22 protein-coding genes and 1 riboswitch are annotated in these 21,919 nt (G+C 66.6%); of the genes, 11 read left to right on the top strand and 11 right to left on the bottom strand.

Annotated elements, in window-relative coordinates:
• The first annotated feature begins 38 nt into the window (after positions 1 to 38).
• From L0976_RS14780 to L0976_RS14765, 4 genes are all read left to right on the top strand, one after another.
• On the top strand, positions 39 to 1,298 hold the full coding sequence (locus tag L0976_RS14780; RefSeq protein ID WP_234188072.1) for a sugar ABC transporter substrate-binding protein: 1,260 nt from the start codon (positions 39 to 41) through the stop codon (positions 1,296 to 1,298).
• Between the two features lie 82 nt (positions 1,299 to 1,380).
• On the top strand, positions 1,381 to 2,304 hold the full coding sequence (locus L0976_RS14775) for a carbohydrate ABC transporter permease (protein WP_234188071.1): 924 nt from the start codon (positions 1,381 to 1,383) through the stop codon (positions 2,302 to 2,304).
• A gap of 4 nt (positions 2,305 to 2,308) precedes the next feature.
• Entirely contained in the window at positions 2,309 to 3,142 is an 834-nt protein-coding gene (locus tag L0976_RS14770; protein WP_234188070.1) for a carbohydrate ABC transporter permease, read from the top strand.
• 11 nt (positions 3,143 to 3,153) lie between these two features.
• A complete protein-coding gene (locus tag L0976_RS14765) occupies positions 3,154 to 4,233 on the top strand; it encodes an ABC transporter ATP-binding protein (RefSeq protein WP_234188069.1) in 1,080 nt (359 codons plus the stop codon).
• Positions 4,234 to 4,245: 12 nt separating this feature from the next.
• Here the strand turns inward: L0976_RS14765 and L0976_RS14760 are convergent, their stop codons facing one another.
• From L0976_RS14760 to L0976_RS14725, 8 genes are all read right to left on the bottom strand, one after another.
• A complete protein-coding gene (locus L0976_RS14760; protein ID WP_234188068.1) occupies positions 4,246 to 5,490 on the bottom strand; it encodes an LVIVD repeat-containing protein in 1,245 nt (414 codons plus the stop codon).
• 55 nt (positions 5,491 to 5,545) lie between these two features.
• The gene (locus tag L0976_RS14755; protein ID WP_234188067.1) at positions 5,546 to 6,586 is read right to left on the bottom strand and encodes a substrate-binding domain-containing protein; all 1,041 of its coding nucleotides are present in this window, start codon (positions 6,584 to 6,586) and stop codon (positions 5,546 to 5,548) included.
• A 28-nt stretch (positions 6,587 to 6,614) separates the two neighbouring features.
• Positions 6,615 to 7,634, bottom strand: coding sequence for an ABC transporter permease (locus tag L0976_RS14750; RefSeq protein WP_203317912.1), 1,020 nt, complete (start codon positions 7,632 to 7,634; stop codon positions 6,615 to 6,617).
• Entirely contained in the window at positions 7,631 to 9,079 is a 1,449-nt protein-coding gene (locus L0976_RS14745) for a sugar ABC transporter ATP-binding protein (RefSeq protein ID WP_234188066.1), read from the bottom strand. The genes L0976_RS14750 and L0976_RS14745 overlap by 4 nt, the downstream gene beginning before the upstream one ends.
• A 155-nt stretch (positions 9,080 to 9,234) precedes the next feature.
• On the bottom strand, positions 9,235 to 9,612 hold the full coding sequence (locus L0976_RS14740; RefSeq protein WP_234188065.1) for a hypothetical protein: 378 nt from the start codon (positions 9,610 to 9,612) through the stop codon (positions 9,235 to 9,237).
• 10 nt (positions 9,613 to 9,622) lie between these two features.
• Positions 9,623 to 10,534 carry a glutathione-dependent disulfide-bond oxidoreductase gene (gene yghU / locus L0976_RS14735; protein ID WP_234188064.1) on the bottom strand — a complete coding sequence of 304 codons (912 nt, stop codon included), beginning with the start codon at positions 10,532 to 10,534 and terminating at the stop codon, positions 9,623 to 9,625.
• 75 nt (positions 10,535 to 10,609) lie between these two features.
• A complete protein-coding gene (locus tag L0976_RS14730) occupies positions 10,610 to 11,197 on the bottom strand; it encodes a UbiX family flavin prenyltransferase (RefSeq protein WP_234188063.1) in 588 nt (195 codons plus the stop codon).
• On the bottom strand, positions 11,194 to 12,705 hold the full coding sequence (locus tag L0976_RS14725; RefSeq protein WP_234188062.1) for a UbiD family decarboxylase: 1,512 nt from the start codon (positions 12,703 to 12,705) through the stop codon (positions 11,194 to 11,196). Before L0976_RS14725 ends, L0976_RS14730 begins: the two co-directional genes overlap by 4 nt.
• A 105-nt stretch (positions 12,706 to 12,810) precedes the next feature.
• On the opposite strand from L0976_RS14725, the gene L0976_RS14720 reads away from it, so the two are divergent.
• The 3 genes from L0976_RS14720 to L0976_RS14710 are packed head-to-tail and all read left to right on the top strand — an operon-like array spanning position 12,811 to position 15,229.
• Positions 12,811 to 13,317: an SCP2 domain-containing protein gene (locus tag L0976_RS14720; protein ID WP_203317918.1), complete on the top strand. Its 507-nt coding sequence runs from the start codon at positions 12,811 to 12,813 to the stop codon at positions 13,315 to 13,317.
• Positions 13,308 to 14,285 (top strand): peptidase U32 family protein, encoded by a 978-nt coding sequence (locus tag L0976_RS14715; protein WP_203317919.1) that lies wholly within the window; start codon positions 13,308 to 13,310, stop codon positions 14,283 to 14,285. Before L0976_RS14720 ends, L0976_RS14715 begins: the two co-directional genes overlap by 10 nt.
• Before the next feature lie 8 nt (positions 14,286 to 14,293).
• Entirely contained in the window at positions 14,294 to 15,229 is a 936-nt protein-coding gene (locus tag L0976_RS14710; RefSeq protein ID WP_234188061.1) for a U32 family peptidase, read from the top strand.
• Between the two features lie 9 nt (positions 15,230 to 15,238).
• Here the strand turns inward: L0976_RS14710 and L0976_RS14705 are convergent, their stop codons facing one another.
• Positions 15,239 to 15,700, bottom strand: coding sequence for a hemerythrin domain-containing protein (locus L0976_RS14705; protein WP_203317921.1), 462 nt, complete (start codon positions 15,698 to 15,700; stop codon positions 15,239 to 15,241).
• Between the two features lie 246 nt (positions 15,701 to 15,946).
• Positions 15,947 to 16,164: riboswitch (cobalamin riboswitch) on the top strand.
• 250 nt (positions 16,165 to 16,414) lie between these two features.
• On the opposite strand from L0976_RS14705, the gene nrdH reads away from it, so the two are divergent.
• From nrdH to nrdF, 4 genes are read left to right on the top strand one after another with little or no spacing between them, the layout of a single operon-like run.
• Positions 16,415 to 16,636, top strand: coding sequence for a glutaredoxin-like protein NrdH (gene nrdH, locus L0976_RS14700; RefSeq protein ID WP_203319665.1), 222 nt, complete (start codon positions 16,415 to 16,417; stop codon positions 16,634 to 16,636).
• A gap of 10 nt (positions 16,637 to 16,646) precedes the next feature.
• On the top strand, positions 16,647 to 17,045 hold the full coding sequence (gene nrdI / locus L0976_RS14695) for a class Ib ribonucleoside-diphosphate reductase assembly flavoprotein NrdI (RefSeq protein ID WP_234188258.1): 399 nt from the start codon (positions 16,647 to 16,649) through the stop codon (positions 17,043 to 17,045).
• Positions 17,042 to 19,246, top strand: a complete 2,205-nt coding sequence (gene nrdE, locus L0976_RS14690; protein ID WP_370643683.1) for a class 1b ribonucleoside-diphosphate reductase subunit alpha — start codon at positions 17,042 to 17,044, stop codon at positions 19,244 to 19,246. The genes nrdI and nrdE overlap by 4 nt, the downstream gene beginning before the upstream one ends.
• 13 nt (positions 19,247 to 19,259) lie before the next feature.
• Positions 19,260 to 20,249: a class 1b ribonucleoside-diphosphate reductase subunit beta gene (nrdF, locus tag L0976_RS14685; protein ID WP_234188059.1), complete on the top strand. Its 990-nt coding sequence runs from the start codon at positions 19,260 to 19,262 to the stop codon at positions 20,247 to 20,249.
• Positions 20,250 to 20,254: 5 nt separating this feature from the next.
• Here the strand turns inward: nrdF and L0976_RS14680 are convergent, their stop codons facing one another.
• Together L0976_RS14680 and prmB are read right to left on the bottom strand one after the other, a co-directional pair.
• On the bottom strand, positions 20,255 to 20,878 hold the full coding sequence (locus tag L0976_RS14680) for a histidine phosphatase family protein (protein ID WP_234188058.1): 624 nt from the start codon (positions 20,876 to 20,878) through the stop codon (positions 20,255 to 20,257).
• A gap of 90 nt (positions 20,879 to 20,968) precedes the next feature.
• A complete protein-coding gene (gene prmB, locus L0976_RS14675; protein ID WP_234188057.1) occupies positions 20,969 to 21,886 on the bottom strand; it encodes a 50S ribosomal protein L3 N(5)-glutamine methyltransferase in 918 nt (305 codons plus the stop codon).
• Positions 21,887 to 21,919: the final 33 nt, after the last annotated feature.

The following is a 21,919-nucleotide window of genomic DNA, read 5'->3' as shown; positions in this document are numbered from 1 at the left end:
CGTCGAACGATCAATCAAAACGAAAAGAGGGAACGACCATGAAAAGACTTCTGACTGCGGCGCTTCTCAGCACGCTGATGGCTTCCAGCGCGCTGGCCGATACCACGCTGAAGCTCGTCGAGGTGATCACCAGCCCCGAGCGCACGGAAACGCTGAAATCCATCGTCGGCAAGTTCGAGGCGGCCAATCCCGGCACCAAGGTCGAGATCATCTCGCTGCCCTGGGGCGAGGCGTTCCAGAAATTCGCGACCATGGTCTCGGCCGGCGAGGTGCCGGACGTCATGGAAATGCCCGACACCTGGCTGTCGCTCTACGCCAATAACGGCATGCTGGAGAGCCTGGAGCCCTATCTCGAAAAATGGGAATACACGCCGGGCCTGACGGCACGCGCCCTGGAACTCGGCCGCGACATCAAGAACACGGCCTACATGCTGCCCTACGGCTTCTATCTTCGCGCCATGTTCTACAACAAGAAGCTGCTGGCCGAGGCCGGCGTTTCCGAGCCGCCGAAGACGCTGGACGAATTCGCCGAAGCCTCAAAGAAGGTCTCGGCCCTGCCGGGCAAGTACGGCTATTGCCTTCGCGGCGGGCCGGGCGGCCTCAACGGCTGGGTGATGTTCGGCGCCTCCATGGCCGGCTCCAACAAATTCTTCAACGAGGACGGCACCTCCACCTTCAACAGCGAGGGCTGGGTCAAGGGCCTTACCTTCCTGATCGACCTCTACAAGAACGGCTATGCGCCGAAGGACAGCGTCAACTGGGGCTTCAACGAGATCGTCGCGGGCTTCTATTCCGGCACCTGCGCCTTCCTCGACCAGGACCCGGATGCGCTCATCGCCATCGCCGAGCGCATGAAGGCGGAAGACTACGGCATCATGACCATGCCGAAGGGCCCGGACGGCAAGACCTTCCCGACCATCGGCTTTGCCGGCTGGTCGATGTTCGCCTCCAGCGCCAACAAGGACCTGTCCTGGAAGCTGATCGAGACGCTCGAAGGGCCGGAGGGCAATATCGAGTGGAACAAGCGCACCGGCGCGCTGCCGGTGCACACGTCGGCGGAAAAGGATCCGTTCTATTCGAGCGAGCAGTTCAAGGGCTGGTTCGCCGAGCTTGAGGACAAGGATGCCGTGCCGACCGTGATGCCGACGCATCTGGAGGAATTCGCCTTCTTCAAGGATTCGCTGGTGATCAAGACCTCGCAGGAGGCCCTTCTCGGCGACATCACGCCGGAAGACCTCGCCAATCAGTGGGCGGACTACCTGACCAAGGCGCAGCAGAAGTTCCTGGCGAAGCAATAACGCCGGGAGCCGCCGGACGGAGAACGAGGCTCCGTCCGGCTTCTTCCACGAAACGCCCCGCAAGCCTGACGGAAGCGAGACGATGACCCATGCTGCCTATCACCCGGCCACGCGGCCGTTCAGAAAGCGGTTCGCCGATGCTGCGGAGCCCTATCTCTACAGCGCGCCGGCGCTGATCCTGATCGTCGCCGTGATGCTGGTGCCGCTGGTGCTTGGCATCTCCTACGCCTTCCGCGATATCCAGCTTCTCAATCCCTTTTCCGGCGGCTTCATCGGGCTCGATCATTTCCGGGCGCTGGGGCAGGACCAGGCCTTCTTCCGGGCCCTGCGCAACACGCTCTGGTGGACGGGCGCCTCGGTCTTTCTGCAATTCGTCTTCGGGCTCATCCTCGCGCTGCTGCTGGACAAGCCCTTTGCCGGCCGCGGGCTGGCGCAGGCGCTCTGCTTCCTGCCTTGGGCGGTGCCCAGCTTCCTTGCCGGCCTCAACTGGGCCTGGCTCTTCAACCCTGTCATCGGTCCGCTGCCGCACTGGATGTATGCCTTCGGCATTCTCGACGCGCCCAACAACATCCTGTCCGATCCGCAGCTTGCCATGTGGGGGCCGATCGTCGCCAATGTCTGGTGGGGCATTCCCTTTTTCGCGATCACCCTGCTTGCCGCGCTGCAGGCGATCCCGCGCGATCTCTACGAGGCCGCGAGCATCGACGGGGCGGGGCCGGTCCAGCGCTTCGTCTCGATCACGCTGCCGTTCCTCGCGCCGACCATCGCCATCACCATCCTCCTGCGCACCGTCTGGATCTCCAACTTCGCCGACCTCATCGTCGTGATGACGAATGGCGGGCCGGCCGACCGCACGCAGATCGTCGCGAGCTACATCTTCACCCAGGCCTTCAAGCGGCTGGATTTCGGCTATGCCTCGGCCATCGCGCTCGTGCTGCTCGTCCTGCTTCTCGTCTATTCGCTGCTGATCGTGCTTCTGCGCCAGACGCTGCTCAACAAGGACTGACGCCATGCGAACCCGCAAAATCGCCTTCACCGTCGCGCACCGGCTCGCAATCCTCGCCTATATCGCCTTCGCGCTCTTTCCGCTCTTCTGGCTGCTCAAGGTGTCGGTGACGCCGAACGACCTGCTCTACAGCGAGGGCGTGCGCATGTGGCCGTCGCGCGCGACGCTGGAGCACTATACCTTCGTCATCGCCCACAGCGCCTTCCCGACCTTCTTCAAGAACAGCCTGATCGTCGCGGGCTCGACCGCGGTGACGGTGACGATCCTCGCCTCGCTTGCCGGCTACGCACTGTCGCGCTTTCGCTTCCGGGCGAAATACTGGATCGTCGCGCTGATGCTGATCACGCAGATGTTCCCGCTCGTCATGCTGGTCGCGCCGATCTTCAAGATGCTCTCGCCACTCGGCCTCACCAACAGCCTGACCGGCCTCGTCATCGTCTACACCGCCTTCAACGTGCCGTTCGCGACCTTCCTCATGCAGTCCTTCTTCGACGGCATCCCGAAGGACCTGGAGGAGGCGGCGATGATCGACGGGGCGACGCAGTTCATCGCCTTCCGCCAGATCATCCTGCCGCTGACCCTGCCCGGCATCGCCGCCACGCTCGGCTTCGTCTTCACCGCCGCCTGGAGCGAGCTGCTCTTCGCGCTGATGCTGATCTCGGGCAACGACGCGGCGACCTTCCCGGTCGGGCTTCTCACCTTCGTCTCGAAATTCTCCGTCGATTTCGGGCAGATGATGGCGGCGGGCATTCTCGCGCTCATCCCGGCCTGCCTCTTCTTCCTGCTCATCCAGCGCTATCTCGTGCAGGGCCTGACGGCCGGCGCGGTCAAAGGCTGAAAGGACCTTCCATGGCTTCCATCGATATCGAGGGCATCCGCAAGAGCTTCGGCGCCTTTCCCGTACTGCACGGCGTCGACCTCACCATCAGGGACGGCGAGTTCATCGTGCTGGTCGGCCCCTCCGGCTGCGGAAAATCGACACTGCTGCGCATGATCGCCGGCCTTGAGGAGGTCACGGCCGGCGACATCCGCATCGACGGCAAGCGCGTCAACGATCTTGCGCCCAAGGACCGCGACATCGCCATGGTGTTCCAGTCCTACGCGCTCTATCCGCATATGAGCGTTGCCGACAACATGAGCTACAGCCTGCGCCTTCGCCGCTCCACCAAGGAGAAGATCGCCAGCGCCGTCAGCGGCGCGGCCGCGAAGCTCGGGCTCGACCCGCTCCTTGAGCGCCGCCCGCGCGCCCTTTCCGGCGGCCAGCGCCAGCGCGTCGCCATGGGCCGCGCCATCGTGCGCCAGCCGAAGGCCTTTCTCTTCGACGAGCCGCTGTCGAACCTCGATGCGCGCCTGCGCGAGCAGATGCGCGCCGAAATCAAGAAACTGCACGGCGACCTGCGCGCCACCTCCATCTACGTGACGCACGACCAGATCGAGGCCATGACGCTCGCCGACCGCATCGTCGCCATGCATGGTGGCGTGGTACAGCAGGTCGGCTCGCCGCTCGACCTCTACGACCGCCCCGCCAACCTCTTCGTCGCGGGCTTCATCGGCTCGCCCGGCATGAACTTCTTCGAGGGGCGCTATATCGTTTCCGGCGACCGGGCCGACCTGCGGCTCGCAAACGGCGTGATGCTGCCCGTCCGCAGGATGGCGGGCCTCGAAAGCGGCGCGGCGGCAACGCTCGGCATCCGCCCGGAACATGTGGCGATCGCCGGGGGCGGTGCGCTGGAGGCCAAGGTCGACCTCATCGAGCCGACCGGCTTCGGCATCATCATGCATGTGAGCGTGCACGACGTGCCGCTGAAGATCTTCACGCTCGACCGCGCCATGCTCACCCCCGGCGCGACGGTGCGCATCGACCTGCCGCAGGAGAGGCTCCACCTCTTCGACGAGGAAGGGCGCCGCCTCGACCGGCCGCCCGCATGACGGGCCGCAGGCTCAGCCGCCGTATTCGATGATTTCGAGCCCGGCATTGTAGTCGGTCGCATAGATCAGCCCCCGTGCGTCGACGAAGACGTCCGCCGACTGGATGACCTGCGGCCGGCCCGGGCGCTTGTCGGTCATCGTCCGCGGGGCGGCCGGCACGAGTGCGCCGGTCTCGACGGGGCGGTAGGGGTCGGAGATGTCGAAGGCGCGGATGCCGGCATTCTGCCAGGTGGCGAAGATCAGCGTGTCGGAAACGAAGCTGCCCGGCCGGTTCTCGTGCAGGTTATGCGGGCCGAAATGGCCGCCCTTCTTCGTGTAGTCGATCTCGTCCGGGATCGGGAAGGTCGAGATGCTGATCGGGTTCGACGGCGCGCGGATGTCGAAGACCCAGGTGTGCTTGCGCCCGTCCTCCTCGTTGTCCAGCACCGCCTCGTCGGCGACGACGAGCAGGCCGCGCTCCACGAGCGGCAGGGGCGAGTGGGTGCCGCCGCCATAGGGCGGGCACCAGTTGTGGTGCTTGATCAGCGTCGGCGCGCAATGGTCCGTGATGTCGAGCAGCGTCAGCCCGCCGTCGCGCCAGCAGGCATAGGCCGTGTCGCCGTGCACCAGCGCGTGGTGCAGCGCATGGCGCCGGCCCTCCGGCGCATTGGAGGTCTCGCCGGCCGCCTTGTTCATGCCCGGCAGCCACCAGCGGCCGACGAGTTCCGGCCTCGTCGGGTCGGCCATGTCGATGGTGACGAAGATATAGTCGGTGAAGCCGTCGAGCAGCGCCGAGGCATAGGCATAGCGCCCGCCGACATACCACAGCCGGTGGAAGCCGACGCCGTCGACGTCGAGCTGGCCGATCTTGCGCGGCCGGTCGGGCGTGGAAATGTCGTAGACCGTCATGCCGGCCGTCCAGGCGCGCTTCGTCTTCGCGCCCGCCACCGTCTCGCCGACGGACTTCGTGTAATAGGCCTTCTCGTCGGAGAAGGTCTCGACATCGGCGAAGAGATCGAGCGCGTTGATGACGAGGAGAAGGTCGTCATGGGTCTGGAGATGGATGTTCCAGGTGTTCGCCGGCGCGGGGACATAGGTGACGTTCCCGGGGTTCTTCGGGTCGCGCACGTCGATGATCGAAAAGCCCTGCGACCAGGGATGCGCCACATAGGCAAAGCCGCGGTGCACCATGAGCTGCAGCCCGTCGCCGCGCCCGCCGATGTCGGAATGACCGATCAGTGTCATGTTGCGGGAAAAGTCCGGGGCGATGAGGCTCATGGTATCTGCTTTCAGGGATGGGGAAGGGGCGCCGCTCGCGCGGCACCCGCGGGTCTCAGTTGACGGCCGGGATCCAGGACGCGGTGGCCGCATCGCTCTTCAGGAAGGCCGGGAATTTCTGCTGCAGCTCCTCGATCGTCGAAATCTCGTTCTTCACGAGGTCGTCGCGGGTGACGAGCGTCGGCTGGAGCAGGACCGAGCGGCCGGGAAACTGGCCGGCGATCGCCAGCGAGACCGCACGCACGGAAACCTCGCCGACGACGGCGGCGTTGGTCGCGGCGGTCGCGGCCCAGGCGCTGTCTGGCTCGGCCATGAGCTGGATGTCGGCCGTCGAGATGTCGACGCCGTAGATCTTGACGTTCTGCGAGACGCCCAGCTCGTCGATGGCGAGCTTGACGCCCTTGGCGAACTCGTCCCACGGCGTGAAGATGACGGAAATGTCCGGGTTGGCGCGCAGGATCGCCTTGGTCTGGTCGGCGACGGAGGCCGGGACGGTGTCGTTGACGACGCCCCAGACGGCCTTCTCCGTGAGGTTGTGCTTCTTCACGAAGTCCTGCCAGACGGCGTAGCGGCGGTCGAGCGGCGCGAAGCCGGCGACATAGACGGCGCCGCCGACGAAGCCGTCGCCCTTGTCCTTCACCGCCTGCTCCAGGACGAGGCGGGCCATGTCGGCGTCCGACTGCTCGATCTGCGGGATCTGCTCGTTGTCGAGGTTCACGTCGTAGGCGACGACCTTGATGCCGGCGTCGAGCGCCTTCTGGGCGACGTCCTGCAGCACTTCCGGGCGGCCGTTGTTGATGATGATGCCGTCGACGCCGAGGTTGATCGCCTGTTCGATCAGGCTGCGCTGGGTGTCGTTGTCGTTGCGCGCCTGCGAGATCGTCAGCTTGACGCCGAGCGCGTCGGCCTGGCGCTTCACGCCGGCCTCGAAGGCCTGAAGCCAGTCGCCGGAGCCGAGGAAGCTGACGACGGCGATGTCGACATCGCCCTTGTCGAAGGGCGCCGGTGCGCCCGCGATGCCGCCGGCCGCGGCCGTGCCGGCTGCAAGCAGGGCGCCCGCGACGGCGCCGGTCAGGGATTTCAGGATTGCATTCATGGGTGTCTCCCGGTTTCGTTATGGAAAATCAGCGTCGCCCGCGGGCAACGCCATAGGTCAGCGCCAGCGCGCCGACCAAGACGGCACCCTTGACGAAATCCTGCGCATAGTAGGGCGCGTTCAGCATGGTCAGGCCGTTCAGCAGCACCCCGACGAAGACCGCGCCGACGATGGTGCCGAAGACGTTGGGCCGGCGCAGGCCGAGTACGGCAAAGCCGATCAGCGCGGCAGCGACCGAATCCATCAGGAGCGACGCGCCGGAGGAGACGTCGCCGCGGCCGACGCGGGCGGCCACCACGATGCCGCCGAGCGAGGCGAGCGCGCCGGAAAGGACATAGGCGAGCGTCTTCAGCCGGTCCGTCGGCCCGCCGGCCAGCCGCGTCGCCAGCTCGTTGCCGCCGGTCGCAAAGAGCAGCCGGCCGATGCGCGTGCGCTCGGTCAGGACGAAGAGCGCGACGGCGACGAGCGCCATGATGACGACGGGCAGCGGCACCACGCCGAACAGGCTGGAGCGGCCGATCAGCAGGAAGAGCGGATCGTATTTCCCGGTGGCGGTCGAGCCGTCGGGCAGGATGAGGCCGGGCGATATGGAGCGGCCGGCGGTCGGGATGAGCTGGAGGCCGGTGAGCAGGAACATCACCGCGAGCGTCGCCAGCAGGTCCGGCACCTTGAGGCGGACGATGAGGAAGGCATTGAGGAGGCCGACGGCCGCGCCGAGCAGCAGCACCAGCGGCACGGTGGCGAAGACGCCGAGGCCCCAGACGATCATGAAGTAGCTCGCCGCCATGACGCTGGAGGCGGCGACCGCGCCGATCGACAGGTCGAAGCCGCCGACCGCGAGCGTGACCGTGACGCCGGCCCCGAGGATGGCGACGACCGAGACGGCCTGCAGGATGCTCATCAGGTTGTTGATGGTGATGAAGGCCGGCTGGGCGGCGGTGAAGCCGGCCACCATGACGAAGAGCAGGATGAAGACCGCGCCGGCCCTGAGGAATTCCCGGGCGCGGTCGCTGCCGTTCGCGATGGACTGGTCGGGGGCGGTGCTCATCGTGCGTTGCTCTCGCTGATGGTGTGGTGGTCCATGACCAGCACGCGGTCGGCGACCTCGATGGCCTCTTCCGGATCGGAGGTGGCGATCAGGGTTGCGCGGTCGGTGCGGCTGCGGATGGCGGTGATGATGTCGTGGCGCGCGCCGACGTCGACGCCCTGGAACGGCTCGTCGAGCAGGAGCAGCCGGCCGGGCTCTGCCTCCCAGCGACCGAGCACGACCTTCTGCTGGTTGCCGCCGGAGAGCGTCCAGACGGAGGCGGTCGGGCCTGCGGCGCGGATGCCGAGCCGCCGGATGGCGGCCTCGGCCTTCTCCCGCTCGCGGCGCGGCCGGATGAAGCCGGCGGGATACCAGCGGGAAAGATGCGGCAGGCTGATCGTCTCGGCGATGGTCTCGCCGGGCCAGCCGGCCGGCATCAGCGAGGAGCGGTGCCGGTCCTCGCCCGCCATGGCGACGCCGGCGGCGATCGCCTCGGCCGGCGTCTGCGGCGCATAGGGCGCGCCGTCGAGGCGCATCGTGCCGCCGGCGAGCCGGCCGGCGCCGAACAGTGCGGACAACAGCCGGCTCTTGCCCGCGCCGAGCACGCCGGTGATCGCCACCACCTCGCCGCGATGGAGCGAGAGGCCGAACGGCTCGCTGGACGGCAGGAGCCGCGCGTCCGCGAGCTCGAACACCGGAGCGCCTTCCGCCTGCCGGGCGTCGGGCCGCGCGGAGGCGAGTGGCCGGCCGATCATGGTCTCGATCGCCTTGTCGAAATCGACGGGCCGCGTGAACGTCTCGACCACGCGCCCGCCGCGCAGCACGGCGACGCGGTCGGCGAGCGCCGCAAGGTCGGCGGTGCGGTGGGAGATGTAGAGGATCGCGATGCCGCGCCGCTTGAGATCGAGCAGCGTGGCGTAGAGCCGCCGGGATTCGCTGGCGGAAAGGCTCGCCGTCGGCTCGTCGAGGATGAGCAGTTCGGCCCGGTTGGCGAGCGCGCGGGCGATGGCGACGAGCTGCCGGTCGGCGGCGGAAAGCTCGGCGAAGTCCCGGTCGACCGGCAGGTCGAAGCCCGCCTCGCGCAGCATGGCCTGTGCCTCCCGGCGCACCCGGCCGCGCGAGACGAAGAAGGGCTGGCTGCGGTCGACGAAGCGGTTGAGCAGCAGCGCATCGCCCACCGTCAGGCCCGGGATGCCGACGAGGTCGGTCGACTGGTGCACGGTCACGATGCCGGCGGCGCTCGCCTCGGCCGGCGTCTGCGGGGCATAGGCGCGCCCCTTGAAGGCGACGCTGCCGCTGTCGGCCGCAAGGACGCCGGAGAGGATCTTCACGAAGGTCGACTTGCCCGCGCCGTTCGCGCCCATCAACGCCACGATCTCGCCGGGATCGACGGCAAGCGACAGGTCGACGAGGGCTTTCGTCGATCCGAAGGATCGGGAGAGGGCGTGGGCTTCAAGCAGGGACATGGCGTCGGCCGGGTTGGATTACAGGACTTATCTCTCAGGGGAGGCGCATGCGCGCAAGCAGATTTCGTGCGAAAAATCGCCGATGAAAGAAAAACGGTTCCAATGGCTTATGTCAATTTTTCAAGGTGCCCGGCGCTTGCGCGCCGGGCCGCTCGTCAAACCTCGAACGTGTCCTCGAAGGATTCGGGGAAGCTCTGGCGGCCCACCCGTTCGTCGATGACGAGCATGGCTTCATAGGAGATCGGGTCGAAATCCTTTTCCGCGGCGACGACCTCGCGGCCGAAGAGCAGGCTGAGGCGCGCGGCATCGAGATTGCCGCGCTCGAAGGGCTCGGCGCCGAAATGGTGCCAGAGCGCGTGCAGGAAGGCGGCGTCGATGCGGTGCTCGGCCGTGCCCGGCCGCGCGCGCCGGGGCAGCGCCTTGATCGGCGTCACCCCGCGCGGGTTGGCGCGGCGGATCGTGAACTGCACGCCCGTTCCCGGCATCCCGGATGGGAAGCCGCGGTGCTTGGTCATGTCGGGAAGGTTCGCCATCGGCTGCTCCTTACGTCTCGGCCGGGCCGATCTTGTCCTGCGTCTTCGTGTCGAAGTCCGACGCGTCGTGCCGCTCGTGCAACTGCTCGGACGGTTCGCCCGTCAGCCGGTTGACCATGCGGCCGCGCCGGACCGCCGGACGGTCGGCGATCTCGGCCGTCCAGCGCTGGACGTTGCGGTAGGTCTCGACCTCCAGGAAGGTGCCGGCGTCGCCATATTGCTTGTTCTGCGCAAGGGTTCCGTACCACGGCCAGATGGCCATGTCGGCGATGGTATAGTCGCTGCCCGCCATGAACCGGTTGTCCGCAAGGTGACGGTCCAGTACGTCGAGCTGCCGCTTCACCTCCATGGCGTAGCGGTCGATGGCGTATTTGATGCGGATCGGCGCATAGGCGTAGAAATGGCCGAAGCCGCCGCCGAGGAAGGGGGCCGAGCCCATCTGCCAGAACAGCCAGTTGAAGGTCTCGGTGCGGGCGCGCAGGTCGGCGGGCAGGAAGGCGCCGAACTTTTCCGCGAGATAGAGCAGGATCGAGGCGGATTCGAAGACCCGCACCGGCGCGCCGCCGCCCGTCGGCGCATGGTCGAGAAGCGCGGGGATCTTGGAATTCGGATTGACCTGCACGAAGCCGGAGCCGAACTGGTCGCCATCGCCGATGCGGATGGGCCAGGCGTCGTATTCGGCGCCCGCATGGCCGGCCGCCAGGAGTTCCTCCAGCATGATCGTCACCTTCACGCCGTTGGGCGTGGCGAGCGAATAGAGCTGCAGCGGATGCTTGCCGACCGGCAGCTCCTTGTCATGGGTCGGGCCGGCGACGGGGCGGTTGATGTTGGCGAACGCGCCGCCATTGCCCTTGTCCCAGGTCCACACTTTCGCGGGCTCGTAGCCCGCCGGAAAATTGTCCGCGGGGGATTTGTCGGTCATCGAATGCGTCCTCTTCGTCGAATCCGGGCCATAGGATAACGACTGGCTGTCGGACGCAAGCCCTATTGCAAGGCTTCAACCGGCCTCGTCAGTGCCCGTCCAGCTCTCGGCAAGGGGAGCCGGCGCGAAAGCCATGATGTCGATCGCGCGGGCGGCGAGATGGTCGACGATCTCTGCGACGGACTGCGGACGATGATAGAAGGCCGGCACCGGCGGCATGACGATGGCCCCCATTTCCGTGACCGCGCACATGTTGCGCAGGTGGCCGAGATGGAGGGGCGTTTCGCGCGCCAGCAGCACCAGCCGGCGACGCTCCTTCATCTGCACGTCGGCCGCGCGCGTCAGCAGCGTGTCGGCGCGGCCGGTGGCGATGGCCGAAAGCGTCTGCATCGAGCAGGGCGCGACGATCATGCCGCGGACGGGAAAGGAGCCGCTGGCGATCGAGGCGCCGATGTCCCCGTTCGGATGGTGGCGGTGGACGAGGGTTTCGAGACGCGCCAGCGCGCCGGGCGGGCATTCGAGGTCGAGCGTGCGCCGCGCGGCATCCGAGACGACGAGGTGCGTCTCGACGCCGGGCATCGCCGCCAGCCGTTCCGTGATGCGCACGCCGAGCGCCGCGCCCGACGCGCCGGATATGCCGACGACGACGCGCACGATGCTCATGTCGGATCTCCGGCAAGGCCGAGGGACGCCCACAGGCCGTCGACGCGGGCGGTCACGTCAGGCGTCATCGCCAGCACCCGGCCCCATTCGCGGTCCGTCTCGGTGCCGATCTTGGTCGTCGCGTCGAGCCCCAGCTTGCCGCCGAGGCCGGATTTCGGCGAGGCGAAATCGAGATAGTCGATGGGCGTGTTCTCCACCACCATCAGGTCGCGGCTCGCGTCGAAGCGGGTGGAGAGCGCCCACATCACGTCCGGCCAGCTCCGGACGTCGATGTCTCCGTCCACCGCGATGATCAGCTTGGTGTAGTTGAATTGCGGCAGCATCGACCACAGGCCCATCATGATGCGCCGCGCCTGGCCGGGATAGCGCTTGTCGATGGAGACGACCATCGCCCGGTAGGAACAGGCCTCGGGCGGCAGCCAGAGGTCGCGGATCTCGGGGAACTGCCGCTTCACCAGCGGCACGAAGAGCTCGTTCATCGCCTCGCCGAGCCGCGACGGCTCGTCCGGCGGGCGGCCGGTATAGGTGGAGAGATAGAGCGGGCTCCGACGCATGGTGATCGCCGAAAGCGTCAGGACCGGGAAGGGCTCGACGGCGTTGTAGTAGCCGGTATGGTCGCCGTAAGGACCTTCGTCCGCCGTCTCGCTTGCCGAGACCATGCCCTCCAGCACGATCTCCGCGCCGGCGGGCACGGGGAGGGGGACGGTGAGGCCGCTTGCCGTTTCCTGCCGCCGGCCGCCGAGAACGCCGGCGAAGGCAAGCTCGCTCATGCCGTCGGGCAGCGGCATCACGGCCGACAGGATCGTTGCGGGATCGGCGCCGATGACCACCGCGACGGGCATGTCGCGCCCGAGCGCCTGCCAGAGCCGGTGGTGCCGCGCCCCGCCGCGATGCGCCAGCCAGCGCATGACCAGCCGGTCGCGGCCGAGCTTCTGCATGCGGTAGATGCCGACATTGACATCCGATGGATCGTCGGGCGCGCGGGTGATGACGAGCGGCCAGGTGACGAGCGGCGCGGGTTCGCCCGGCCAGCAGGTCTGGATGGGGAGGCGGCCCAGATCGATGTCGCCGCCGCGCCAGACGATCTCCTGGCAGGGCGGGCGCCGCGTCTCGCGCGGGTTCATCGAGAGCGCGGCCTTCAGATGCGGCAGCTTTCCCCAGGCGTCGCGCAGCGAGCGCGGCGGCCGCGGATCGCGCAGGTCCGCAAGGAAGCCGGCCAGGTGCGGCAGGCCGCCGGCCTCCAGCCCGAGCCCCCACTCGATGCGCTCGCGCGTGCCGAAGAGATTGGCAAGGAGCGGGATCGGCTGGATATTGCCCGCCGCATCGACCGGCCGCTCGAAAAGCAGCGCCGGCCCTTCCTCGGCCAGCACGCGGCGATGGATCTCGGTCACCTCGTGAACGAGCGAGACCGGTTCGCGGATTCGCTTCAGCCGCGCCCGCCGTTCCAGCAAGGCGACGAAATCCTGAAGGCTGTCGAAACGGCGCGGAATGGGAGCATCGGCTTTCATGCCGTCTCCTTGCCGGGGAAAAATGTTGCGGTCTTTGACCTCGCGCAAACTCCCCGGGCGCAAGGCTGCCTAGGGTCGCGCCACATGTATCTCGCAGGGCCGCCCATGACATCGCTATCTCCGCTCCTCGCAAAACCGGTCGATCTGGCCCCGATCTGGCTGGTGGAGCGGGTGGCGCGGTCCATTTTCGCCAGCGTCCTCAAGGCGCATCCCGATGTGTTCGAGCGACTCGATACCTACCGGCAGACCCGCTACGGCTTCTCGCCAACCGATCTGCGGTTGCATTTCACCGTCGTCCCGGCGACGCGGACGCTGGCCGTCTCGCGCGGCCAGCCGCCCCTTTCGGATGCGCGCATCGAGGGGCCGCTGGTGCTGCTGCTCGGGCTCCTGGAGGGGCGGTGCGATGCCGATGCGCTGTTCTTCTCGCGCGAGCTTTCCGTCACCGGCGACATGGAGGCGATGCTGGCGCTGCGCAATGCGCTCGACGACAGCGCCATCGACCTGCCGCGCGAGCTCGGCGCCCTTGCCGGGCCGTTCTCGCCGCTGGTCGCCGGCACGGCGCGCTACATCCGCAGCAAGGCGCTCGAAGGAAGGGATGCGACATGGAACTGATCTGCCCGGCCGGCACGCCAGCCGCCTTCCGCGAGGCGGTGGAAGCGGGCGCCGACGCCGTCTATTGCGGCTTTCGCGACGAGACCAACGCGCGCAACTTCCCCGGCCTCAATTTCAGCCGCGAGGAACTGCGCCAGTCCATCGCGCTCGCCCACAGCAAGCGCGTCCTCACCTTCGTCGCGCTCAACACCTTCATGCGGGCGGGCGACGAGGCGCTGTGGTATCGCGCGGCGGACGACGCGGTGGCGCTCGGCGCCGATGCGCTGATCCTCGCCGATTTCGGCCTGATGGCCTATGTCGCGGAAAAGTACCCTGAGCAGCGGCTGCATGTTTCCGTGCAGGCCTCGGCCTCCAATGCCGACGCCATCCGCTTCCTCATCGAGGCCTTCGGCGCAAAGCGCGTCGTGCTGCCGCGCGTCCTCACCGTGCAGGACATCGCGCGGCTGACGCGGCAGATCGACTGCGAAGTCGAGGTCTTTGCCTTCGGCGGGCTCTGCGTCATGGCGGAGGGGCGCTGCTCGCTCTCCTCCTACGCCACCGGCAAGTCGCCCAACATGAACGGCGTCTGCTCGCCCGCAAGCCATGTGCGCTACCGGCAGGACGGCCCGGACCTCGTCTCCGAGCTCGGCGCCTACACGATCAACCGATTCGGCCCCGGCGAGGCCTCCGGCTATCCGACGCTCTGCAAGGGACGCTTCGAGATCGGCGACGTCGAGGGCTACGCCTTCGAGGACCCGGTCTCGCTCGACGTCATCGACGAGATCGACGCATTGCGCGCCGCCGGCGTCTCGGCGCTGAAGATCGAGGGACGCCAGCGCGGCAAGGCTTATGTCGCGGAGGTCGTGTCCTCGCTGAAGAAGGCGCTCGATGCGGCGCCGGCCGAGCGCGCGGCGCTCGTTGCAAGGCTTCGCGCCATGAGCGAGGGCCAGCGCACCACCACGGGCGCCTACGACAAGCGCTGGCGATAGGAAAGAGCATGACGACGACAGCAAATCCCGCCCTCAGCCTCGGGCCGGTCTATTTCCTCTGGGACGGGCCGAAATGGCGCGACTTCTATTTCCGCATCGCCGACGAGGCGCCGGTGGAGCATGTCACGCTCGGCGAGACGGTCTGCTCCAAGCGCCAGCATTTCAGCGAGCCGCACGTCGCCGAGGTGATCGAACGGCTGGAGGCGGCCGGAAAGAGGGTGACGCTCTCGACGCTCGCCATGGTGACGCTGGAGCGGGAAAGCCGGCACGTCCGCGATCTCATCCGCGACAGCGTCCATCCGGTCGAGGCCAACGACCTTTCCGCCCTCGGCCTCCTCAAGGGCAGGCCGCATTCCATCGGCCCGCTGGTCAATGTCTACAATGCCGCCACGGCGCGCATGCTTGCCGCGCGCGGGGCGCAGAACATCTGTCTGCCGCCGGAACTGCCGGCCGCCTCGATCCGCGAGATGCTGGCCGCCATGCCCGGCTTTTCCTTCGAGCTCTTCGCCTTCGGCCGCATGCCGCTCGCCATCTCCGCCCGCTGCGCCCATGCGCGCTCCAAGGGGCTGACGAAGGACAATTGCCAGTTCATCTGCGGCGAGGAGCCGGACGGCCTGCCGCTGCGCACGCTCGACAGGCAGTCCTTCCTCGTGCTGAACGGCGTGCAGACCATGTCGAGCAGTTGCGCCGTGCTGGTCGACGACCTCGCGCCGCTGGCCGAGGCGGGCCTTTGCCGCGTCCGCCTGTCGCCGCAGGACTGCGACATGGTGGCCGTGGCCAACCTCTATCGCGCCGTGCTCGACGGCCGGATGGATGGTGCGGAGGCGATCGCGGAACTGGCATCCGTCTATCCGGGCGTGCCCTTCTCAAACGGCTTCCTGCACCAGCAGGAAGGCGCGGCCTGGGTGTCGCGCGGGCGGAACGCGGCGATGGGGCACGCCTGAGCGGAAGGCTCAGGCGAAGACCTCGCGCACGTCCGCCTTGGCGGAGAGCAGCGCCTCCAGCAGCACCTGCTCGGAAAAGACATGGCGGCGCAGGCTTTCCTGGAAGCCGCCGATCATGCGGGCAACGGTATCCGGGGAGAGCGCGCAACGCTCCTCCGCGACCGCCTTCAGCGTCAGCGACAGTTCCTCCGCGGCCAGCCTGTCATAGCGGTGCTCCGCCTTCAGCCGCTCGATCGTCAGGGCCGCGAAGCAGGAGCCGGCATTGCGGTCGAAATCGGGAAAGAGCAGGCGCTCCTCCAGGTCGTGAACCGCCCTGAGGAGGGGCGGGATCGCCTCGGCGAGGTCCCGCAGTTCGCTGACGATCCCGGGCTCTCCTGCCGCCTCCTCGAGGCGCAGGCAGAGATCGAGCAGGTCTTTATGAAGCGCTTCCAGCCGGCCGATGTCGGCAGCGGCGAGGGACGGTTCGGTCATGGTGCCTCCTGCAGCCTGTCCATTCGGCAGCGCATCCGTGCGGCGATATGTGTGGCCGGGCTGCGCATCCGCCATGGAACGATCCTTTTGACGCCGCCATCATGCCGTGCTCCGGCCCGCCGCTCTTTGTGCCGGCGCAAAGTCGCCCGCAGGCGGACCGGCGGGCCTGCCCGCGCCGCCGCCGGCCGAATGTCATGAATCCGTTGATAACCTGCCATAGCCATTGACGCATTTTTTACCTCGTCTACTATATCTTGTGTTCGAGGTTCCTTCGATTCGAGAGGATCGAAGGCTAAGACGGGAATCCGGGGCGGCCATGATGGCCGCGACAATCCGGAGCTGCCCCCGCAACTGTAAGCGGCGAGCATTCGTTCGATGAGCCACTGGGGCGCAAATGCCTTGGGAAGGCGGACGGATGTGGCGACCCGCAAGCCAGGAGACCTGCCTCGCGCATCAACGTCCACGGGCGGGGAGTCCGGCAGGCGAGTGGTCGGTGCGGAATGATGCCGCCCGTCGTTTTCCCTGGTGCCCCGCGTAACTGCTTCGGGGTGAAGTCCATGTCGATCACGTTTCCAGCGTATCCGCGCGAGTAGCAGCGCCCCTGTGCCCGGCCGTCGGTACACGGCCGTCCATCTCATGTCCGACGTCTCGGACGGCCATCGGCGGATGGCCGGACGATCTCCCATGCCCAATTCCCAGACCACGAGGAAAACCATGTCCATCACCGTCTATTCCAAGCCCGCCTGCGTCCAGTGCACCGCGACCACCCGCGCGCTCGACCGCCAGGGTATCGATTACCGAGTCGTCGACGTGTCCGAGGACGCCGATGCCTTCGCGCTCGTGCAGGGCCTCGGCTATCGCCAGGTTCCCGTCGTCATCGCCGGCGAGCGCCATTGGGCCGGCTTCCGGCCGGACATGATCAGCGCGCTCGCCTGAGGGGCGCATGATGGCCGGGCTCGTCTACTTCTCCAGCCGTTCGGAAAACACCCGCCGCTTCGTCGAAAAGCTCGGGGTCAAGGCCCTGCGCCTGCCGGTCGATGCGGCGGAGGAGTCGCCGGAGGTCGAGGACCCCTTCGTGCTGGTCTCGCCGACCTATGGCGGGGGCGGCCAGAAGGGGGCGGTGCCGAGGCCCGTCATCCGCTTCCTCAACAATCCGCGCAACAGAAGCCTGATCCGCGGCGTCATCGCGGCCGGCAACACCAATTTCGGCACCGGATACGCCGTCGCGGGCAACATCATTTCCGCGAAGTGCGCGGTGCCGTTCCTCTACCGTTTCGAGCTGCTCGGCACGAAGGAGGACGTCGACAACGTCAGACAGGGACTGGAACGATTTTGGACACGATGAACACCCCGACGCCCCGGGACGCGAGCGAAAAAACGCCTCACGCGTTTCCTCACCCCGTGGCAGACAAGCCGGCGAAGGCCCCGGAAATCACGGCGCTGGATTACCACGCGCTGAACGCGATGCTGAACCTCTACGACGACGAGGGGAAGATCCAGCTCGACAAGGACCGGCAGGCCGCCAAGCAATATTTCCTCCAGCACGTCAACCAGAACACGGTCTTCTTCCATAACCTCAGGGAGAAGCTCGATTACCTGGTGACCGAGGGTTATTACGAGCAGGAGGTGCTGGACCAGTATTCCTTCAATTTCGTGCGCGATCTCTTCGACCACGCCTATGACAGGAAATTCCGCTTTCCCACCTTTCTCGGCGCGTTCAAGTACTACACGTCCTATACGCTGAAGACCTTCGACGGAAAGCGCTACCTGGAGCGCTACGAGGACCGGGTCTGCATGGTGGCGCTGGCGCTGGCGCGCGGCAGCGAGCAGCTTGCCCGCGAGCTCGTCGACGAGATCATCTCCGGCCGCTTCCAGCCGGCGACGCCCACCTTCCTCAACGCCGGCAAGAAGCAGCGCGGCGAGCTCGTCTCCTGCTTCCTGCTGCGCGTCGAGGACAACATGGAGAGCATCGGCCGCTCGATCAATTCGGCCCTGCAGCTTTCCAAGCGCGGCGGCGGCGTCGCGCTGTCGCTGACGAACCTTCGCGAGATGGGCGCGCCGATCAAGCAGATCGAGAACCAGTCGTCCGGCGTCATCCCCGTGATGAAGCTGCTGGAGGACAGTTTCTCCTATGCCAACCAGCTCGGCGCGCGGCAGGGGGCGGGCGCGGTCTACCTCCACGCCCATCATCCCGACATCATGCGCTTCCTCGACACCAAGCGCGAGAATGCCGACGAGAAGATCCGCATCAAGACGCTCTCCCTCGGCGTCGTCATCCCCGACATCACCTTCGAGCTCGCCAGGAACAACGAGGACATGTACCTGTTCTCGCCGCATGACGTGGAGCGCGTCTACGGCGTGCCCTTCACCGAGATCTCGGTGAGCGAGAAGTACCGCGAGATGGTCGAGGACGGGCGCATCCGCAAGAAGAAGATCAAGGCGCGCGACTTCTTCCAGGTCATCGCCGAGATCCAGTTCGAGAGCGGCTATCCCTACATCATGTTCGAGGACACGGTGAACCGGGAAAACCCCATCGCCGGCCGCATCTCCATGAGCAATCTCTGCTCAGAGATCCTCCAGGTGAGCGAGGCGAGCGAGTTCAACGACGACCTCTCCTATGCGAAGATGGGCAAGGACATCTCCTGCAACCTCGGTTCGCTCAACATCGCCGCCGCGATGGACAGCCCCGATTTCGGCCAGACCATCGAGACCTCGATCCGCGCGCTGACGGCGGTCTCGGAGATGAGCCACATCTCCTCGGTCCCCTCGATCGAGAAGGGCAACGACGACAGCCACGCCATCGGCCTCGGCCAGATGAACCTGCACGGATATCTCGCCCGCGAGCGCATCTTCTATGGTTCGCAAGAGGGTGTCGATTTCACCAATATCTACTTCTACACGGTGACCTACCACGCCGTCCGCGCTTCCAACCGGCTGGCGGTGGAGAAGGCAAAGAGCTTCAAGGGCTTCGAGAACTCGAAATACGCCTCCGGCGAATATTTCGACAAGTACACCGAGCGGGAATGGCTGCCGGCGACGGAGAGGGTCAAGGCCCTTTTCGATGCGGCGGGCATCGACATCCCGACCCAGGAGGACTGGCGCGCGCTGAAGGCCGCTGTCATGGAAGGCGGGCTCTACAACCAGAACCTCCAGGCCGTGCCGCCGACCGGCTCGATCTCCTACATCAACCACTCGACCTCCTCGATCCACCCGATCGTCTCGAAGATCGAGATCCGGAAAGAGGGCAAGATCGGCCGCGTCTACTATCCGGCCGCCTTCATGACCAACGACAATCTCGACTATTACCAGGATGCCTACGAGATCGGCCCGGAGAAGATCATCGACACCTATGCGGCGGCCACGCAGCACGTCGACCAGGGCCTGTCGCTGACGCTGTTCTTCCGCGACACCGCGACGACCCGCGACATCAACCGGGCGCAGATCTACGCCTGGAAGAAGGGCATCAAGACCATCTACTACATCCGCCTTCGCCAGATGGCGCTGTCCGGCACGGAAGTGCAGGGCTGCGTCTCCTGCGCCCTCTGATTTCGGTGACGCCATGAACATCCAAGTGAAGACCAAGGCCCCGAAGGCCGCCAGCGCCATCCGCGCCATCAACTGGAACCGCATCGATGACGACAAGGACCTGGAGGTCTGGAACCGCCTGACCGGCAATTTCTGGCTGCCGGAAAAGGTGCCGCTCTCCAACGACATCCCCTCCTGGGCGACCCTGAAACCGGAAGAGCAGAAGCTCACCATCCGCGTCTTCACCGGCCTCACCCTGCTCGACACGATCCAGAACGGCGTCGGCGCGGTGAAGCTGATGGCGGACGCGGCAACGCCGCACGAGGAGGCGGTGCTTTCCAACATCTCCTTCATGGAGGCGGTGCATGCGCGCTCCTATTCCTCGATCTTCTCGACTCTGTGCCTGACGCCCGACGTCGACGACGCCTATCGCTGGTCGGAGGAGAACGAGTTCCTGCAAAGGAAGTCGGCGCTGATCATGGAGCAATACGCCTCCGGCGATCCCCTGAAGAAGAAGATCGCCTCCGTCTTCCTCGAAAGCTTCCTGTTCTATTCCGGCTTCTACCTGCCGATGTACTGGTCGAGCCGTGCCAAGCTCACCAACACCGCCGACCTGATCCGCCTCATCATCCGCGACGAGGCCGTGCACGGCTACTATATCGGCTACAAGTTCCAGCGCGCAATCGAGCGCCTGGGCGCGCAGAAGCAGCAGGAGATCAAGGACTTCGCCTTCGATTTCCTGCTCGAGCTCTACGACAACGAGGCCAGGTACACCGAGGAACTCTACGACGGCGTCGGCCTCACCGAGGACGTCAAGAAGTTCCTGCACTACAACGCCAACAAGGCGCTGATGAATCTCGGCTACGAGGCGCTCTTCCCGCCGGAAGCCTGCAAGGTCAACCCGGCCATCCTCTCCGCCCTCTCGCCGAATGCCGACGAGAACCACGACTTCTTCTCCGGCTCCGGCTCGTCCTACGTCATCGGCAAGGCGGTCGCGACCGAGGACGAGGACTGGGATTTCTGAAAGTCTCAGCCGGACGCCGGATCGGGGTGGGCACCGAAGAACCGCAGCGCCCACCGTCGGCCGTCGCTTGTGAGGGTCATCAGGCCGAGCGGCTCGATGTCCGCGCGCCAGACGGCGGTGAGCGGCGCCTGCAGGACATGGGCAAGGACGATCTTCAGCACGACGGCGTGGGTGACGGCGAGCCGGTGCCCGCCCGCTCCGTGCTGGCCATCGAGCCATGCGGCGCATCGCGCGCGCACCGCCTCGAAGCTCTCCCCGCCATGCGGCGCAGAAGCAGGGTCCGTCATCCATTCCCGGAGGCCGAACGGGTCTTCCGCCGCGATCTCGTCGATGCGGCGGCCGTTCCACCGCCCGTAGTCGACATCGCGCAGGGCATCGCAGGGGGCCGGCGCGGCGGAAAGGAATGCCGCCGTCTCGCGCGCGGCGATCTCCGGCGCGCTGAACACCGCATCGCTTGCCCGCAGCCGCCCGGCAAGCAGCCTCGCCCGCAGCGCCTCCTTCGGCAGGAGCGGTTCGTCGGAGGAAAGGCGAGACAGGCGGTTGGATGCGGTCGCGCCGCGGCACAGCAGCGTCAGCCGGCTTGCCCGTCCGTTGCGCCCGGTCCCGCCTTCCTGCATGTCATCGTTCACGTTCAACGGCTCCATCGAGGCTCGAACGCGGATGCGCCCGAAGTACCCCGATAGAAGCGGATGCCGGCGCGAGAAGCCAGCGGAAATGCGCTAGGCTACGCCGAGGGCTTCGGCGGAGATCCAGAAGACCGCGTCCTGGGATTGCTCCGTTTCCAGCCAGACGAAGTCGAGATGCGGGAACTCCTCCTCGAGGATTTCGCGTCCCGAGCCGATCTCGCAGATCATGCCGCCTTCGGGATTGAGATAGGCCGGCGCGTCCGCGAGGATGCGGCGGACGAGGTCGAGCCCGTCCTCGCCGCCGTCATGGGCCATTTTCGGCTCCGCGCGGAATTCCGGCGGATAGCCGTCCAGTGCTTCCTGATCGACATAGGGCGGGTTGGTGATGATGAGATCGTATGTCCGGCCGGCAAGCGGGGCGAAAAGGTCGCCTTCGAAAAGGTTCACCTGCCCGGCGACATCGTGCTCGGCGATGTTCAGTTCGGCGACTTCAAGCGCATCGGCCGAAAGGTCGACGGCATCGACGGTCGCCGCGGGGAAGAATTTCGCGGCCAGCACGGCAAGGCAGCCCGAGCCGGTGCAGATGTCCACCACGCTTTCGACGGCCATCGGGTCGGGCAGGAAGGACGAGCCGTGCTCGCCGAGATATTCGCTGAACAGGATTTCGCCGATATGCGAGCGCGGCACGATCACCCGCTCGTCGACATGGAAGCGCACGCCCTGGATATAGGATCGGCCGGTAAGGTAGGCGGAGGGCTTGCGGGTGGAAACGCGCGCCTCGATCCGCTCGCCCAGCAGCCGGCGCTCGGCCGGCAGCAGGCGGGCGTCGAGGAAGGGATCGAGCGCGTCGATCGGCAGGTCCAGCGAATCCAGCAGCAGGAAGGCCGCGTCGTCGCCGGCCGTCGTCGTGCCGTGGCCGTAGCTGAGGTCGGCGGCGTTGAAACGGGAGATCGCATAGCGCCAGTAGTCGCGCAGCGTCACGAGTTCGTGGGTAATGTCGTCCTTTGTCAACGGCGTCTCACTTCGGGCTTTGCGGATTTGGCT

Origin of the sequence: Shinella sp. NM-101 (genome assembly GCF_021401195.1) — a bacterium.
GTDB lineage: Bacteria > Pseudomonadota > Alphaproteobacteria > Rhizobiales > Rhizobiaceae > Shinella.
This window is presented reverse-complemented; position numbering and strand designations above follow the sequence as displayed.

What these genes read in the sequence shown, in the direction of transcription:
- L0976_RS14780 (WP_234188072.1), top strand. Translation starts at nt 39, where the DNA reads ATGAAAAGACTTCTGACTGCGGCGCTTCTCAGCACGCTGATGGCTTCC.
- L0976_RS14775 (WP_234188071.1), top strand. Translation starts at nt 1,381, where the DNA reads ATGACCCATGCTGCCTATCACCCGGCCACGCGGCCGTTCAGAAAGCGG.
- L0976_RS14770 (WP_234188070.1), top strand. Translation starts at nt 2,309, where the DNA reads ATGCGAACCCGCAAAATCGCCTTCACCGTCGCGCACCGGCTCGCAATC.
- L0976_RS14765 (WP_234188069.1), top strand. Translation starts at nt 3,154, where the DNA reads ATGGCTTCCATCGATATCGAGGGCATCCGCAAGAGCTTCGGCGCCTTT.
- L0976_RS14760 (WP_234188068.1), bottom strand. Translation starts at nt 5,490, where the DNA reads ATGAGCCTCATCGCCCCGGACTTTTCCCGCAACATGACACTGATCGGT.
- L0976_RS14755 (WP_234188067.1), bottom strand. Translation starts at nt 6,586, where the DNA reads ATGAATGCAATCCTGAAATCCCTGACCGGCGCCGTCGCGGGCGCCCTG.
- L0976_RS14750 (WP_203317912.1), bottom strand. Translation starts at nt 7,634, where the DNA reads ATGAGCACCGCCCCCGACCAGTCCATCGCGAACGGCAGCGACCGCGCC.
- L0976_RS14745 (WP_234188066.1), bottom strand. Translation starts at nt 9,079, where the DNA reads ATGTCCCTGCTTGAAGCCCACGCCCTCTCCCGATCCTTCGGATCGACG.
- L0976_RS14740 (WP_234188065.1), bottom strand. Translation starts at nt 9,612, where the DNA reads ATGGCGAACCTTCCCGACATGACCAAGCACCGCGGCTTCCCATCCGGG.
- yghU (WP_234188064.1), bottom strand. Translation starts at nt 10,534, where the DNA reads ATGACCGACAAATCCCCCGCGGACAATTTTCCGGCGGGCTACGAGCCC.
- L0976_RS14730 (WP_234188063.1), bottom strand. Translation starts at nt 11,197, where the DNA reads ATGAGCATCGTGCGCGTCGTCGTCGGCATATCCGGCGCGTCGGGCGCG.
- L0976_RS14725 (WP_234188062.1), bottom strand. Translation starts at nt 12,705, where the DNA reads ATGAAAGCCGATGCTCCCATTCCGCGCCGTTTCGACAGCCTTCAGGAT.
- L0976_RS14720 (WP_203317918.1), top strand. Translation starts at nt 12,811, where the DNA reads ATGACATCGCTATCTCCGCTCCTCGCAAAACCGGTCGATCTGGCCCCG.
- L0976_RS14715 (WP_203317919.1), top strand. Translation starts at nt 13,308, where the DNA reads ATGGAACTGATCTGCCCGGCCGGCACGCCAGCCGCCTTCCGCGAGGCG.
- L0976_RS14710 (WP_234188061.1), top strand. Translation starts at nt 14,294, where the DNA reads ATGACGACGACAGCAAATCCCGCCCTCAGCCTCGGGCCGGTCTATTTC.
- L0976_RS14705 (WP_203317921.1), bottom strand. Translation starts at nt 15,700, where the DNA reads ATGACCGAACCGTCCCTCGCCGCTGCCGACATCGGCCGGCTGGAAGCG.
- nrdH (WP_203319665.1), top strand. Translation starts at nt 16,415, where the DNA reads ATGTCCATCACCGTCTATTCCAAGCCCGCCTGCGTCCAGTGCACCGCG.
- nrdI (WP_234188258.1), top strand. Translation starts at nt 16,647, where the DNA reads ATGGCCGGGCTCGTCTACTTCTCCAGCCGTTCGGAAAACACCCGCCGC.
- nrdE (WP_370643683.1), top strand. Translation starts at nt 17,042, where the DNA reads ATGAACACCCCGACGCCCCGGGACGCGAGCGAAAAAACGCCTCACGCG.
- nrdF (WP_234188059.1), top strand. Translation starts at nt 19,260, where the DNA reads ATGAACATCCAAGTGAAGACCAAGGCCCCGAAGGCCGCCAGCGCCATC.